This window comes from Streptomyces sp. NPDC001927 (assembly GCF_053594455.1).
In genome coordinates, this window is the sequence record NZ_JBSFEN010000012.1 from 69,991 (window position 1) to 85,085 (window position 15,095).

Below are 15,095 nucleotides of genomic sequence, written 5' to 3' on the forward strand. Positions count from 1 at the left end.
GCGACGGCCCCCGCGACCGCTGGGGTCACGGGGGCCGGGGTGCGGGGCTCAGCCGCGAGGCTTCGCTCCGCGCTGCTCCAGCAGCATGGTCATCAGCCCGATCTCGGACTCCTGGGCCTCGACCATGCCCTGCGCGAGGTTCTTCTCGACCTCCACGGAGCACTTGTCCACACAGCCCTGGGCCATGTGCACACCGCCCTTGTGGTGGTCGATCATCAGCTGGAGGTAGAGGATCTCCGCCTCCTTGCCGCTCGCCTTCCGCAGGCGGTCCAGCTCGGTGTCGGTCGCCATGCCCGGCATCAGCGCCCCGTCGAGGGGACCGGTGTCACCATGCCCGCCCATGCCCATCCAGGCCATCGGCTCGGTGCCCGACTCGACTTTCGGCAGCCCCCACATGTCCAGCCAGCCCAGCATCATGCCGCGCTGGTTGGCCTGCGTGTTGGCGATGTCGTACGCGAGCCGGCGTACGTCCGCGTCCTCGGTCCGGTCCCGGACGATGAACGACATCTCGACGGCCTGCTGGTGGTGGACGGACATGTCACGGGCGAAGCCCGCGTCCGCCGACACCGAGGCGGGGGACGCCGCAGCCGCGCCCTCGTCCTCTCCGGAGGCGACCGTGACGGCGCCCCCGGCGAAGAGCAGCGCGAGGACGACGGCGGCGATCGAGGCCCCGTGCGTACGGGTCAGCTTCACTGGGTGGCTCCGACACCACCGGTGCAGGCCGCGCCCGGCTCGGGGGTCTGCGGGCCCTGCACGTACTTGGTGAAGAAGGCGTCGACCCGCGGGTCGCTCGCGCTGTCCACGGTCACCTGCTTGCCCCAGGCGCTCAGCATGATCGCGCCGGCCTGGTCGTCGATCGGGCTCATCAGCGTGTACGGGGTCTTGCCGACCTTCTCGGCCAGCTTCTTCACCTCGGCCTCGGGGGCCTTCTTGCTGTACGTGACCCAGACCGCGCCGTGCTCCAGCGAGTGGACGGCGTTCACGTCGGCGATCTGCGTCGTGTAGACGTCGCCGTCGCAGTTCTGCCAGACCTGGTCGTGGTCACCGCCGACCGGCGGCTTCATCTCGTAGGAGACCGGGGTGGTCACGTGGTTGCGCCCGAGCTTCTTGGCGTCCCAGGACTTCTCGTCCTTGATGGGAGCCTTGGCGGCGGCCTCCTGCTTCTCCTTCTTCTCGGACTGCTGGTTGAGCACGTAGCCGCCGAAGCCGACGAGGCTCAGGACGACCACGGCGGAGACGCCGATGGTGATGAAGCGGTTGCGGCGCTCGCGGGCCTGCTCGGCGCGGCGCATCTCCTCTATTCGGGCGCGGCGGTCGGCGTTGGCGGAGCGGTTGGCGGCCATGGTGGTCGTCCTTCTCGGATGTGGGGTGGCGTCAGGTGTCGGGCGTGAGCCGTGGGCGGGGCAAGGGGTGGTGGCCCGCCGGCTACGTCCGCAGGACTTGAAGGACGTGCAGGTCCGGCGCGCGCGGCTGCGCGGCCGAGCGGGGTGCCCGGGCGGTGTCGTACGCCGCCACGGGGCCCGGGAGCCGGCCCTCCGCCTGCGGCGGGGGGTCGAGCGGCGGCGCGGTGAGCACCGCCGGGCTGAGCGAGGGGAAGAGGGAGCAGCCGTCGCGGTCATAAGGACAGACGTACTCGCTGAAGACGGGGACGACGGGTGCGGCGCCGGTGGCTCCCGCGACCCGGTCCGCGGAGCTGTCGCGCCCGTGGTGCGCGGAACCGGGCTCTCCGCTCCCCAGACAGACGAAGAGCGCGGCGAGGAGCGTCGCCACGGCACTCGCCAGTGCCATGGGACGCGCGCGCCGGGACCGGCGTACGGACAGAGGTCCCCCCATGGCCGGAGATCGTAGTGGCCGAAGGGCCTGGAGGGGACACTCGGGGGCAACCGCGGAGCGAACAGACGCCCGGATCCGGCCTGTCTTCCGTTACCTGAGTCACACGCGAGCGGGCACTATGGGTGTGCAACGTGCGCGAAACCATGTGGTGGGATGCTCAGGTGCCCTCCGATGTGCCCGAGGCGGTGGGAACAGGCGGCCTGACCAGCAAAGATGGGTGTGGAAATGGACAAGCAGCAGGAATTCGTGCTCCGGACGCTCGAAGAGCGCGACATCCGGTTCGTGCGGCTGTGGTTCACCGACGTCCTCGGCTTCCTGAAGTCGGTGGCCGTGGCGCCCGCCGAGCTTGAGCAGGCGTTCGACGAGGGCATCGGCTTCGACGGCTCCGCCATCGAGGGCTTCGCCCGCGTATACGAATCCGACATGATCGCCAAGCCGGACCCGGGCACCTTCCAGATCCTGCCCTGGCGCGCCGAGGCCCCGGGCACGGCCCGGATGTTCTGCGACATCCTGATGCCGGACGGCTCGCCGTCCTTCGCGGACCCGCGCTTCGTCCTCAAGCGCATTCTGGCCAAGACCTCGGACCTGGGCTTCACGTTCTACACCCACCCGGAGATCGAGTTCTTCCTCCTGAAGGACAAGCCGCTGGACGGCTCGAAGCCGACCCCCGCCGACAACTCCGGCTACTTCGACCACACCCCGCAGAACGTGGGCATGGACTTCCGGCGCCAGGCCATCACGATGCTGGAGTCGATGGGCATCTCGGTGGAGTTCTCCCACCACGAGGGCGCGCCGGGCCAGCAGGAGATCGACCTCCGCTACGCGGACGCGCTGTCGACGGCGGACAACATCATGACGTTCCGCCTGGTGATGAAGCAGGTGGCGCTGGAGCAGGGCGTCCAGGCGACCTTCATGCCGAAGCCCTTCTCGGAGTACCCGGGCTCGGGCATGCACACCCACCTCTCGCTCTTCGAGGGCGACCGGAACGCGTTCTACGAGTCGGGCGCGGAGTACCAGCTCTCCAAGGTGGGACGTTCCTTCATCGCGGGCCTCCTGAAGCACGCGGCGGAGATCTCGGCCGTCACCAACCAGTGGGTCAACTCCTACAAGCGCATCTGGGGCGGCTCCTCCCGCGCGGCCGGCGCGGGCGGCGAGGCCCCCTCGTACATCTGCTGGGGCCACAACAACCGCTCGGCCCTGATCCGCGTCCCGATGTACAAGCCGGGCAAGACGGGCTCGTCGCGGGTGGAGGTCCGCTCGATCGACTCGGGCGCGAACCCCTACCTGACCTACGCGGTCCTCCTGGCGGCGGGCCTCAAGGGCATCGAGGAGGGCTACGAACTCCCGGCCGGCGCCGACGACGACGTCTGGGCCCTCTCGGACGCGGAACGCCGCGCGATGGGCATCGAACCGCTCCCGCAGAACCTGGGCGAGGCGATCCACCTGATGGAACGCAGCGAACTGGTGGCGGAGACCCTCGGCGAGCACGTCTTCGACTTCTTCCTGCGCAACAAGAAGCAGGAGTGGGAGGAGTACCGCTCCGAGGTCACCGCCTTCGAGCTCCGGAAGAACCTGCCGGTGCTGTAGGTCGCGCGATGAGGGCCGGTGGCATGCTGCCGCCGGCCCTCTTCTGTTTGGAACAGCTCTGACGGGCTGGTCGCTGTCAGCCGTGGGGCGCGGCCGGTTCGACGTCCTTGGACAGCGGGACGTTTCCTGTGTTGTCCACGTGCCGGGCGGCGACCCAGACGGCCTGGTCGCGCAGCAGGTACCAGATGCTGTTGCCGTCGATGGTCTGGGCGTGGACCTTGCTGCGCAGGCCGATCTCGGCGCCGTGGTTCAGGTTGCCGACGATGGTCGAGTCGGTGCTCGGGTACTTCCGCAGATTGACGCCGATGGTGCTGACGACGGTGCCGAACGGCTGGGGCGGACTGGGCATCATGACCTCCAGGGGAACGCCGGAGTGGCGGGGGGTGCGGGACGTCGTCCGGTATCCGGACGGGTCGTTCGCACGCTACGGCCGATTCCCGCCGGGGAGCCGGAGGCGTGCGGGGCATGCCACGGACGGCGGCCCGGCGTCATTCCGACAGCCCCTCCCTCCTGAAAACCTGATGTGACGTGGGGCGGTCGGGTGGTAGTCAGGCGGGATGGACGAGTTGTTGAGTGAGCGGCTGGTGTTGCGGCGGCTCAGTGCCGACGATGCGGCGCGGATCGTCGGCCTTGTGCCCGCGTTCCCGGGGCAGTGGGCCGAGGGGTACCCCTCCGACGTGGATGTCGCCGTGGCGCGGCGGTTCCTGGACGCGCGGGACGAGCACGGGGACCCCGGGGTGTTCGGGCCGTACGAGATACGGCGCCGGGAGGACCGGGTGGCCGTCGGGGGGATCGGGTTCCACGGGCCGCCCGACGAGGGGCGGTTCGTGACCGTGGGGTACGGGCTCGTGCCCGGGGTACGGGGGCGGGGGTACGCCACCGAGGCCCTGCGCGCGCTGCTCGACCTGGCCCGCGCACAGGGGGTCGCCGGGGCCAAGGGCGACGCCGATCTGGGGAACGTCGCCTCGCAGAAGGTCATGGAGGGCGCCGGGATGCGGTACGTGGGCGAGGACGAGCGGGTGCGGTACTACCGGGTGGAGTTCGGCGCGGGGGAGTGAGGCGGGGTCCCTGAGCCTGCGCGCCCCCGCCCCCCGCTCAGCGTTCCGACAGCTCCGACGGGGCCTCCTGGACCACCCAGCCGTTGCCGTCCGGGTCCGCGAAGGTGAGGAACGAGTTCCACGTCTCGCCCTTGCCCTCCTCCCAGCCCGACGCGCCCACGCGGCGGACCGGGGAGACGTCCACGCCCCGGCCGAGCAGCTCCTCGCGGGCCGCCTCGATGTCGGTGACGCACAGCTGGAGGCCCTGCAGGCTGCCCGGGGTCATCGGCTTCGTGCCCGGCATCGGCGGCATGCCGCTCTCCATCGAGATCGAGCAGCGCGAGCCCGGCGGCGTCGCCTGGATGATCCGGATGCCCGGAGCGACCTCGGTGTCGAGGTCGATCGTGAAGCCGCACTTCTCGCCGTAGAACTCCTTCGCCCGGTCCAGGTCGGTCACGGGGACGAGGACGACTTCGAGCGTCCAGTTCATGGAAGGTCTCCTCAGAAACGCCAGCGGGTCTGACCGAACTGCTCGCCCTTGGCGAAGCCGAAGACCGTGCGCGGTGCGACGGCGAACACCAGGGCGGTCCCACCGTCGCCCACGAACGCACCGTCCCGCACGTCGAATCGCCAGTCCTCGCCGTACTTCTCGACGTACGCGTCGGCCAGCGCCCGCAGCCGCGCCTCGTCCGTCACCCGGACGGCCTCGCCCTCCACCACGAGGTCGAAGCCGTCCTCCAGCGTCGGCGTCCCGGTGGTCAGGACGACCTCGCCGTTCTCCGCCAGATTGCGCGCCTTGCGCTCGTCCGGGCCGGTGCAGAAGTGCAGCGCGTCCGCCGACCAGACCGCGATCAGCGGAGTCACATGAGGGCGGCCCTCCGGGCGGACGGTGGTCAGCCAGAAGACCTCGGCCCCGGCCAGCCGGGCGGAGACCGCCGCCCATTCCGCAGGCCGGGCCTTCGGGTCGCTGTAGCGGGGGTCAAGGCTCGGTTCCGGGGTCATCGGCGTTCCTCTTTCGGGAGCGGGGCGAGCGGGGTCATACGTACGTCCACAGATGTATGACCCCGCGTCCCGCCCGAACTCATCGCACCGCGGGCGTCCAGTGCAGCTCGCCGTCCAGACCCATCACCGCTACGCCGTCCACGACCCCGCCCGGGGCGCCCGAGAAGAGGAAGTTCTGCAGCGTCCACAGCGGCTGCGCTCCCGTGCCGCCGTTGCCGGGCGACGTCGCCAAGAATCCCGTACGGGAGCGGACCGCGAGCATGCCGGTCCCGCTGCCGCCGAGCGGGCCGGGGCCGAGGACCCCGCCCGCCAGCTCGACGGCCGGTCCGACGAAGCGGCCGCCCGAGCCCGGGAAGTCGGCCGTGCGGACGTCGCCCGAGTACGGCTTGCGGAACCAGAGCCGTACGCCGTCGCCGGTCGGCGAGGGGCTCGCGTTCAGGGCCAGCGTCGTCGCCGGCAGACCGGTCGCCCGGGCCATGCTCAGCGGGGCGCCGGGGCTCGGCTGCGACCAGGTGAGGACGGACTTCGCCGTGCCGGCGAAGACGTGGATCCGGCCCGCCGCGTCCGTCGTCGCCACCGGGTCGCTGTACAGGAGGGCGGCGAGACCGGTGGCGGTCAGGGTGCTGTTGGAGCCGCTCGCGGCGGTGCCGCCGCTCGCGCCGCGGTGGGTCACGCCCGTGGCGGCAGCCGCGCTCGCGGTGGCCCTGCCCTCTGCCGTCTGGCCGGGGGTGGCCTCGTGGCTGGGATGGGCGTCGAGGCCGGGAGTGGGCTCCTGGCCCGGGGTGGCCGCCACGCCCGCCGCGGCGGGCGCGGTCGACTGGCTGGTGGCCGCCTTGGCGGGCGGGGCCCCCGCTGCCGTCGGCGTGTTCGCCGACAGGTTGCGCCACGGGCCCCAGGCGCCGTTCGCCTGCTGCTCGCGGGCCTTCAGCCGGTGGGCGCTGTCGCGCAGGACCACCGTGATCCGGCCCGTCCCGTCCACTGCCGCCGCCGGGGCGCTGATGTTCGACATGCCCAGGGAGTCGTTCTGCTCGGGCGTGCCGAGCGAACGCCACGCGCCGAAGGCGCCGCCGAGTGTCGTCTGCTCGGTCGTCACGACCTCACGGCGGTAGTTCCCCGCCGTCGTGCCGATGGTCGTCCGGACGCCGAAGACGGCGATCCGCCCGTCCCGGAGCCGTACCGACGTCACGCCGCTGTCCAGACCCGTGCCCTCGAGGAGCACCGGCCCCTGCCAGTCGCCGGTCGCGGCCGAGGCCTTCGTCCACACCGCGAGGCGCCCGTCGAGCACCGAGAACGCGTACAGACTGCCGTCGGGGCCGCGCTGTACCCAGGAGGTGGAGTTGCCACGGGCGTACCGGACGGTCTTCGTCCAGCCGGAGCCCGCCGGACGCGCGGCCACGTTGAGGTCACCGCAGCCGGCCGGGTCGCCGCAGTCGTTGACTCCGTCCGACCAGGCGTACGTCTTCATCGTGCTCAGCTTGTTCCCGGCCGTCTCCGGGTCGAGGGTGGACGGCAGTCCGCTCGTGGGGTAGCCGAGGTAGTTCTGTACGGCGAAGTGCGGGCGGCCCGAGTCGGTGCCCTTGGCGGCGTACCGCTCCAGGGCGGCCTGCGCGAACCGGGCGCCGAAGAGGTGGTCCTGGTGGTCGGTGAGCGCCCCGGTCTTCAGGTTCCGGCCCGGCGTCGGGTCCATGATCCGGACGAACGTCGGCCGGAGGCGCTCCAGGACCACGGTGATCGCGTCGATCACCTGGTCCTTGCTGTACGTGAAGTCCGTGGTGACCGGGGTGCCGGTGGCGCGCTGGGAGGCGAGGGTCTGGACCCGGCCGTTCCACAGGCCGTTCAGGCTGTTCGGCCGGTCGGCGTTGATCGCGCCCGCCTCGCGTATCTGCATCCAGATCAGGCTGACGTGGGGCGCGGCGCGCAGCACGTCCATCTGCGCGGCCCCGCCGCCGACGGTGGGTATGGAGACGCGGTCCCAGGGGCTGGTGCGGCTGCCGGTGGCCATCTCGGCGTACGCAGCACGTATGCCGTTCTGCCGGGCGGCCGCGTAGTTGGCCTTGTTGGCGACACTGCCGGGGCCGTTGACGCCGTTCGCCTCGCCGGCCGTCAGGTACACCGTGGTCAGCGACTTGCCGGAGCGTATGGACTGCACGACGTCCGGGTTCATGAAGTACAGGTCGTCGTCCGGGTGGGCCACGATCTGCGCCACGGCGATGTCGGCGGTACGGACCGGCGCCACGGCCGTCCGCGCGTTCGGCGTCGCGGCGGTCGCGAACCGGCCGACGGTCCCGGCGTCGGACGAGGCGTTCGCGCCTCCGTCGGCCTGCCCGGTCCGGCCGTCGGTCTTGACGGCCCTGTTGGCGGTGGCCGTCTCGGCGGTCTTCGTGGCCTTGTCGGCCGTGCCGGCGGGGGCGTCGTCGACCGGCGGCAGGTCTGCCGCGGAAAGGCTGGCGGACGTGTCGGCTCCGATGGGGGAGCCGGAGGTCAGCTGCAGGAGTCCCACGAAGGAACCGGCTGCGACGGCTGTCTTCGTCAGCACGGAGACAGAACGGAGGCGGTGGCGGCCAGGCATCGAGTGTGTGTGCTTTCAGACAGGGGGTGACCCGGTGACGGAGGCGAGGGGTGTGGAGCGAGGAGCGAGGAGCTGCGAGTGGCGCAACTGTCTGTGGTGGATCTGTGGTGAAGGTGTGCGCGACGAACAGTACTTGTGTCTGGAGATGGAGTTACAAGCAATACGGTTCATCGGCTGCAAACGGTAAGGAATGTGCGAGATATCACGTGTGATCTCTTACGAAACAAAGGTCCGATCTGTGTGGGTTGCGGCCCGTGCCCCGAGGCGACCCGGCCCCGCCCTCCGGATAGGCTCGATCGCGGAGCTCGGAGGAGCCCCGACGGTGTGGAGGGAGCGGCGGAATGGCGGCGGTGCCGGGGCGCAGGAGCAGTACCTTCAGCCGCCTGCTGCGGCACGGTTTCACCGACCCGTCCGGCGCCGAACGGCTCCTCGACCTCCCCGAGCTGGCCGCCCTGCGCGACGACCCCGTCCTGTTCGACGCGCTCGGCGCGACCGCCGACCCCGACCTCGCCCTGCGCGGCCTGGTCCGGCTCGTCGAGGCCCAGCCCGACGAGGAGCGCCAGACGCTCACCGCCACCCTGCTCTCCGCCAAGCCGTTCCGGGACCGGCTGCTCGGCGTCCTCGGCGCCTCTGAGGCGCTCGCCGACCACCTGGCCCGGCACCCCAAGGACTGGCAGGCCCTCGTCACCTACGAGGCCGCCGACCTGAACCCCGGGGTCGCCGAGTTCGAGCACGGCCTCGCCGAGGCCACCGACCCCGTCTCCCTGCGGGTCGCCTACCGCCGCTGCCTCCTCGCCATCGCCGCCCGGGACGTCTGCGGCTCCGCCGAGGTCGCCCAGACCGCCGCCGAGCTGGCCGACCTCGCCACCGCGACCCTGCGCGCCGCCCTCGCCATCGCCCGTACCGCCGCCCCCGCCGACGCGGCCCACTGCCGGCTCGCCGTCATCGCGATGGGCAAGTGCGGCGGCCACGAGCTGAACTACGTCTCCGACGTCGACGTGATCTTCGTGGCCGAGGCCGTCGACGGGGCCGACGAGGGCAAGGCGATGCAGGCCGCGACCCGGCTCGCCTCCCACCTCATGCGGATCTGCTCGGAGACGACCGTCGAGGGCACCATCTGGCCCGTCGACGCCAACCTCCGCCCCGAGGGCCGCAACGGCCCCCTGGTCCGCACCCTCTCCTCCCACCTCGCCTACTACCAGCGCTGGGCCAAGACCTGGGAGTTCCAGGCCCTGCTCAAGGCCCGGGCGGTGGCGGGCGACCCGGAGCTGGGCGCCGAGTACATCGAGGCCGTCTCCCCCCTCGTCTGGCAGGCCGCCGAGCGCGAGAACTTCGTCCCCGACGTGCAGAAGATGCGCCGCCGGGTCGTCGACAACATCCCGGCCGCCCAGGTGGAGCGCGAGCTGAAGCTCGGCCCCGGCGGCCTGCGCGACGTCGAATTCGCCGTCCAGCTCCTGCAGTTGGTGCACGGCAGGGGCGACGCGACCCTGCACAGCGGCACCACCCTGGACGCCCTGAAGGCGCTCGCCGCCGGCGGCTACGTCGGCCGCGCCGACGCCGCCCAGCTGGACGAGGCGTACCGCTTCCTGCGCGCCATGGAGCACCGCATCCAGCTCTACCGGCTCCGCCGCACCCACCTCGTCCCCGAGGACGAGAGCGACCTGCGCCGCCTCGGCCGCTCGCTGGGCCTGCGCACCGACCCGGTCGTCGAGCTGAACAAGGAGTGGAAGCGGCACGCCTCGGTGGTCCGCCGGCTGCACGAGAAGATCTTCTACCGGCCGCTGCTCGACGCCGTCGCCCAGCTCACCCCCGGCGAGACCCGGCTCAGCCCGCAGGCCGCCGGCGAGCGGCTCGTCGCGCTCGGGTACGCCGACCCCGCCGCCGCCCTGCGCCACCTGGAGGCGCTCGCCTCCGGCGTCACCCGCAAGGCCGCGATCCAGCGGACGCTGCTTCCGGTGCTCCTCGGCTGGTTCGCCGACTCCGCCGACCCGGACGCCGGACTGCTCGGCTTCCGCCGGGTCTCCGACGCGCTCGGCAAGACCCCCTGGTACCTGCGGCTGCTGCGCGACGAGGGCGCGGCGGCGGAGAACCTCGCCCGCGTGCTCTCGGCCGGCCGGCTCGCCCCCGACCTGCTGCTGCGCGCCCCCGAGGCGGTCGCCATCCTCGGCGACCCGGAGGGCCTGAAGCCGCGCGGCCGGGACCATCTGGAGCAGGAGATCCTCGCGGCCGTCGGCCGCGCCGACGGCGCCGAGCAGGCGGTCGCGGCGGCCCGCGGCGTACGGCGCCGCGAGCTGTTCCGTACCTCCGCGGCCGACCTCATCGGCTCGTACGGTACGGAGGACAGCCCGCGGGAACTCGACCCGGGCGCGCTCGTCGACCGGGTCGGCCGGGCGCTCACCGACCTGAACGCGGCGACGATCTCGGGCGCGCTGCGCGCCGCCGTACGGGAGGGCTGGGGCGACACCCTGCCGACCCGGTTCGCCGTCATCGGGATGGGCCGCTTCGGCGGCCACGAACTCGGCTACGGCTCCGACGCCGACGTCCTGTTCGTACACGAGCCGCGCGAGGGCGTCGACGAGCAGGAAGCCGCCCAGACGGCGAACCGGGTCGTCTCCGAGATCCGCCGGCTCCTCCAGGTCCCCACCGCCGACCCGCCGTTGCTGATCGACGCGGACCTGCGCCCGGAGGGCAAGAGCGGCCCGATGGTCCGTACGCTGAAGTCGTACGAGGCCTACTACCGCCGCTGGTCCCTGGTCTGGGAGAGCCAGGCGCTGCTGCGGGCCGCGCCGATGGCGGGCGACGCGGAGCTCGCGGGGCGGTTCATCGAGCTGATCGAGCCGCTGCGCTACCCGGCCGAGGGCCTCGGCGAGGAGCCGGTCCGCGAGATCCGGCGGCTGAAGGCCCGGATGGAGACCGAGCGGCTGCCGCGCGGCGCCGACCCGACGCTCCACGCCAAGCTCGGCCGGGGCGGTCTGAGCGATGTCGAGTGGACCGTCCAGCTGCTCCAGATGCGGCACGGCTGGGCCGAGCCGGGGCTGCGCACGACCAGGACCCGCGAGGCCCTGGCCGCCGCCCACGCCGCCGGGCTCATCCCCACGGACGAGGCCCAGATCCTCGACGAGGCCTGGGTGCTCGCGACCCGCGTCCGCAACGCGGTGATGCTGGTACGGGGCCGGCCCGGGGACACCTTCCCCTCGGACGGGCGCGAACTGGCGGCGGTCGGACGGTACTTGGGGTACGGCCCCGGCCATGTCGGGGAGATGGTCGACGACTACCGGCGGATCACGCGCCGGGCCCGCGCGGTCGTCGAGGAGCACTTCTACGGGGCGTAGGGGCGCGGGGGGCGCCGGGATCAGCCGTCCGCGTGCTCGAGCAGCGCCCGGCAGTGCACCAGGAACGCCTCCAGGGCCAGGTCGAACGCGGCGTCCGCGCGGGCCGGACCGACCGCCGCGAGGGCCTCGGCAAGCCGCGGGGTCGTGACCTCGTCGGGCAGCTCCCACATGGTGTCCGGGGCCGCGAGGTCGAGCGCCGAGCCCAGGACCATGTTCTCCAGGGCGACGATCACCGTCATCACGTCGGCGTTGTCGAAGCCGACGGCGAGCAGCAGGGTCACCGCCGCCTCGTACTGGGCGAGCACCATCGGCGCCCGCACCGGTGACGTCATCAGCATCGGGATCGCCCGGGGGTGGGCCGCGAAGGCCGCGCGGTAGGAGCGTGCCCAGGCCGCCATCGCCGCGTCCCACGGTCCCGACTCCAGGGTGGAGCCGTCGATCGCCGCGCTGACCCGCTCCCGCAGCAGCTCCACGATCCCGTCCCGGCCGTCCACATGGTGGTACACCGACGCCGTCTGCACCCCGAGCCGCTTCGCGATCTGCGGGACGCTGAACTCGCCCCGCTCGTCGACGAGTTCGAGCGCCACCGTGGTGATCCGCTCGCGGTCGAGGAGGGGCTTGCGGGGCCGGCCCATGATTGATTTTCCCCCTGGTCAGGTCTTCCCGAATCGTTGAACGCGAGGTTACATTGCGCGAACCGAAAGCCTTTAGGTTTCCTGCCTCGGAAGGGCTTCCCGCTCCATGTCCTCAACTGCCACCACCGCTCCCAAGGGGCTGAGAAATGGCCGGCGTCGCCCCCATCGCCGTCGTCCTCGGCGGAGTCGGCGCCCCCGCCGGCTACCTCCTCGCCGGCATCACCCTCGCGGTCTTCGCCGTCGGCTTCACCGCCATGAGCCGGCACGTCCGCAACGGCGGCGCCTTCTACGCGTACATCACCCGCGGCCTCGGCAAGCCCGTCGGCATCGCCGCCGCCCTGCTCGCCATGCTCGGCTACAACGGCATGGAGATCGGCGTCTACGGACTCCTCGGCACCGCCACCGCCGACACCGGCCAGGCCCTCTGGGGCATCGACATCCCCTGGCTCCCCGTCTCCCTCGCCGGGCTGCTGCTCATCTGGTACGGCGGCTTCCGCTCCATCGACTTCGGCGCCAAGGTCCTCGGCGTCCTGCTCGTCGCCGAGACCGGCATCCTCGTCCTCCTCGCGGGCGGCGTCCTGCTCGACGGCGGCGCCGATGGGCTCTCCCTGACCTCCTTCGCCCCCGGCAACGTGCTCGTCCCCGGCACCGCCGCCGTCCTGGCCTTCGCCTTCGCCGCCTTCACCGGCTTCGAGTCGACGGTCATCTACCGCCGCGAGGCCCGCGACCCGGAGCGCACGATCCCCCGCGCCACCTACATCGCCGTCGGCTTCCTCGGCCTCTTCTACGCCTTCGTCGTCTGGACCGTCATCCAGGCCTTCGGCCAGGACAAGGTCGTCCAGGCCGCCACCGACGACCCCGGCGGGCTCTTCTTCGCCGCCATCACCACCTACGTGGGCGCGTGGGCCGCCGATCTGATGCACATCCTGATCGTCACCAGCGTCCTCGCCTCGCTCCTCGCCTTCCACAACGCGATCAACCGGTACGGCCTCGCGCTCGCCGAGGAGGGCGTCCTGCCCGCGGCCTTCGCCCGCGTCCACCCGCGCCACCGCTCCCCGTACGTCTCCGGCGTCCTCCAGACCGTCCTCGGCGCGGTCGTCGTCGTCGGCTTCGCGGCCGCCGGAGCCGACCCGTACCAGCAACTGCTGCTCTGGGTGAACACCCCCGGCATGATCGGCCTGATGGTCCTCCAGCTCCTCGCGGCGCTCGCCGTACCGCTCTTCTTCCGCCGGATCAGCCACGACGAGGGCAGGCTGCGCACGGTGGTCGCGCCCGTCGCCGCCTTCGTCCTGCTCGGTGGGGCCATCGGTCTCGTCGTCACCCACGTCGACCTCTTCACCGGCGCCTCCACCACCGTCAACACCGTCCTGATCTCCCTCGTCCCCGCCGTCTTCGTCCTCGGCCTCCTCCTCGCGTACCGGCTCCGCCGCACGCGCCCCGAGGTTTACGCGAACTTCGCAGCAGAGCCGACGGAGCTCGCAGAACCCGCAGTGCCCGCACAGTCCGCAGAAGGAGAAGCCTCGTGCCCGCCCCCGACCTCGTCCTCGTCAACGCCCGCGTCCGCACCCCAGAGCTCTCCGCGCACACCGCTGTCGCCGTCCACGACGGACTGATCACCGCGGTCGGCGACGCCACCGACGCCCGCGACTGGCGCGGACCCGGCACCGAGACCGTCGACCTCGGGGGCGCCACCCTCACCCCCGGCCTCACCGATTCCCACAGCCACCCGGTCTGGGGCCTGGAGATGGCCACCGGGACGGACCTCTCCGCCGTCCGCGACCTCGACAGCCTCCGCTCGACCCTGGCCGGCGCCGAACGCCGCGAGGGCTGGATCATCGGCTACGGCCTCGACCACAACGCCTTCGGCGGGCGGCCGATCCACCGCGAGCTGATCGAGGACGTCCTCGGCGGCGCCCCCGCCTTCCTGCGCCTCTACGACGGACACTCCGCCCTCGCGAGCGAGACGGCCCTGAAACTGGCCGCCGTCAACGGCCCGCGCACCTTCGCGCAACGCTCGGAGATCGTCTGCGACGCCGACGGACGGCCCACCGGCCATCTGATCGAACACGCGGCGATGGACCTGATGACCCCCGTCCTGCCCGCCCAGCCCTTCACCGAGCGCCGCGACCGCCTGGTGGAGCTGCTCGGCTCCATGGCCGCGACCGGACTGACCGGCGCGCACGTCATGGACATGGGCGGCCACGACGTACCCGGGCTGCTCACCGCCCTGGAGGCCGACGGCGACCTGCCGCTCAGGCTCCGGCTCGCGCCCTGGTGCATGCCCGGCGCGACCGCAGCGGAGCTGGACGAGCTGGTACGGCTCCAGGAGCGGGCCGGGCGGCTGTGGCGGGTCGGCGGGGTGAAGTTCTTCATGGACGGCACCGTCGAGGGAGGCACCGCCTGGCTGGAGCACGCCGACTGCCACGGCCAGGGCACCGACGCCTTCTGGCCCGACCCGGCCGCCTACTCGGCCGCCGTACGCCACCTCCACGAGGCCGGCGTCGGCACCGCCACGCACGCCATCGGCGACGCGGCGGTCCGGCACGTCCTGGACACGGTGGAAACGCTCGGCGCCCCGGGCCCCCGGCACCGGATCGAGCACATCGAGACGGTCCCCGACGACCAGCTCGGCCGGTTCGCGGCCCTCGGTGTCGTCGCCTCGATGCAGCCCCCGCACACCGCGTACACCCGGGCCGACCACACCGACGAGTGGTCCAAGCGCCTCGGTGACGTCCGCGCGGACCGCGCCTGGCGCTGCCGGGACCTGCGGGACGCGGGCGCCATCCTGGCGCTCGGCTCGGACTGGCCCATCGCCCACTACGACGCCCGCCAGGTCCTCGCCACCGCTCAGGCCCCCCGCGGGGCCGCCTCGGCCCGACACGGCCTGACCGGTTCGATGGCCCTGGAGGGCCTGACCACGCACGCGGCCGTCGCGGCGGGCGAGGAGCACCTCGGCGGCCGCATCGCCCCGGGCCTCCGCGCCGACCTGACGGCCTTCACCCTGGACCCGACGACGGCTCCCGCGGACGAGACGGCTGAGGCCCCGATCCGCCTGACGATCGCGGGCGGCCGCATCACGCACCGGGGCTAGCGGACAGCC

Annotated in this window: 13 protein-coding genes; 5 read left to right on the forward strand and 8 right to left on the reverse strand. The window is 72.4% G+C overall.

The window, feature by feature from the left end:
* Positions 1–48: 48 nt before the first annotated feature.
* The 3 genes from ACWCO8_RS29880 to ACWCO8_RS29890 form a co-directional block, all read right to left on the reverse strand.
* Positions 49–687, reverse strand: coding sequence for a DUF305 domain-containing protein (locus ACWCO8_RS29880; protein WP_362013618.1), 639 nt, complete (start codon positions 685–687; stop codon positions 49–51).
* Positions 688–689: 2 nt separating this feature from the next.
* Positions 690–1,343: a DUF3105 domain-containing protein gene (locus tag ACWCO8_RS29885; RefSeq protein WP_362013588.1), complete on the reverse strand. Its 654-nt coding sequence runs from the start codon at positions 1,341–1,343 to the stop codon at positions 690–692.
* Between the two features lie 82 nt (positions 1,344–1,425).
* Positions 1,426–1,833, reverse strand: a complete 408-nt coding sequence (locus ACWCO8_RS29890; RefSeq protein WP_451034881.1) for a hypothetical protein — start codon at positions 1,831–1,833, stop codon at positions 1,426–1,428.
* A 225-nt stretch (positions 1,834–2,058) separates the two neighbouring features.
* On the opposite strand from ACWCO8_RS29890, the gene ACWCO8_RS29895 reads away from it, so the two are divergent.
* Complete coding sequence (locus ACWCO8_RS29895; protein WP_451034882.1) at positions 2,059–3,420, forward strand: glutamine synthetase family protein; 1,362 nt, start codon at positions 2,059–2,061, stop codon at positions 3,418–3,420.
* Between the two features lie 76 nt (positions 3,421–3,496).
* Here ACWCO8_RS29895 and ACWCO8_RS29900 read toward each other — a convergent pair whose 3' ends face one another.
* A complete protein-coding gene (locus ACWCO8_RS29900) occupies positions 3,497–3,769 on the reverse strand; it encodes an SH3 domain-containing protein (RefSeq protein WP_451034883.1) in 273 nt (90 codons plus the stop codon).
* Positions 3,770–3,977: 208 nt separating this feature from the next.
* Between ACWCO8_RS29900 and ACWCO8_RS29905 the strand changes: the two genes are divergently transcribed.
* Positions 3,978–4,478 (forward strand): GNAT family N-acetyltransferase, encoded by a 501-nt coding sequence (locus ACWCO8_RS29905; RefSeq protein WP_451034884.1) that lies wholly within the window; start codon positions 3,978–3,980, stop codon positions 4,476–4,478.
* Between the two features lie 37 nt (positions 4,479–4,515).
* On the opposite strand, the gene ACWCO8_RS29910 is transcribed toward ACWCO8_RS29905, so the two are convergent.
* The 3 genes from ACWCO8_RS29910 to ACWCO8_RS29920 form a co-directional block, all read right to left on the reverse strand.
* Positions 4,516–4,947 carry a VOC family protein gene (locus ACWCO8_RS29910; protein ID WP_451034885.1) on the reverse strand — a complete coding sequence of 144 codons (432 nt, stop codon included), beginning with the start codon at positions 4,945–4,947 and terminating at the stop codon, positions 4,516–4,518.
* An 11-nt stretch (positions 4,948–4,958) separates the two neighbouring features.
* Positions 4,959–5,459: a pyridoxamine 5'-phosphate oxidase family protein gene (locus tag ACWCO8_RS29915; protein ID WP_451034886.1), complete on the reverse strand. Its 501-nt coding sequence runs from the start codon at positions 5,457–5,459 to the stop codon at positions 4,959–4,961.
* Positions 5,460–5,538: 79 nt separating this feature from the next.
* Entirely contained in the window at positions 5,539–7,995 is a 2,457-nt protein-coding gene (locus ACWCO8_RS29920) for a PIG-L family deacetylase (RefSeq protein WP_451034887.1), read from the reverse strand.
* A gap of 374 nt (positions 7,996–8,369) precedes the next feature.
* Between ACWCO8_RS29920 and ACWCO8_RS29925 the strand changes: the two genes are divergently transcribed.
* A complete protein-coding gene (locus ACWCO8_RS29925) occupies positions 8,370–11,360 on the forward strand; it encodes a bifunctional [glutamine synthetase] adenylyltransferase/[glutamine synthetase]-adenylyl-L-tyrosine phosphorylase (RefSeq protein WP_451034888.1) in 2,991 nt (996 codons plus the stop codon).
* A 20-nt stretch (positions 11,361–11,380) separates the two neighbouring features.
* Here the strand turns inward: ACWCO8_RS29925 and ACWCO8_RS29930 are convergent, their stop codons facing one another.
* Complete coding sequence (locus ACWCO8_RS29930) at positions 11,381–11,995, reverse strand: TetR/AcrR family transcriptional regulator (protein WP_451034889.1); 615 nt, start codon at positions 11,993–11,995, stop codon at positions 11,381–11,383.
* A gap of 146 nt (positions 11,996–12,141) precedes the next feature.
* Here ACWCO8_RS29930 and ACWCO8_RS29935 point away from each other — a divergent pair, with 146 nt between their 5' ends.
* Entirely contained in the window at positions 12,142–13,608 is a 1,467-nt protein-coding gene (locus ACWCO8_RS29935; RefSeq protein WP_451034890.1) for an APC family permease, read from the forward strand.
* Complete coding sequence (locus ACWCO8_RS29940; protein ID WP_451034891.1) at positions 13,518–15,086, forward strand: amidohydrolase; 1,569 nt, start codon at positions 13,518–13,520, stop codon at positions 15,084–15,086. Before ACWCO8_RS29935 ends, ACWCO8_RS29940 begins: the two co-directional genes overlap by 91 nt.
* The last annotated feature ends 9 nt before the right edge of the window (positions 15,087–15,095 follow it).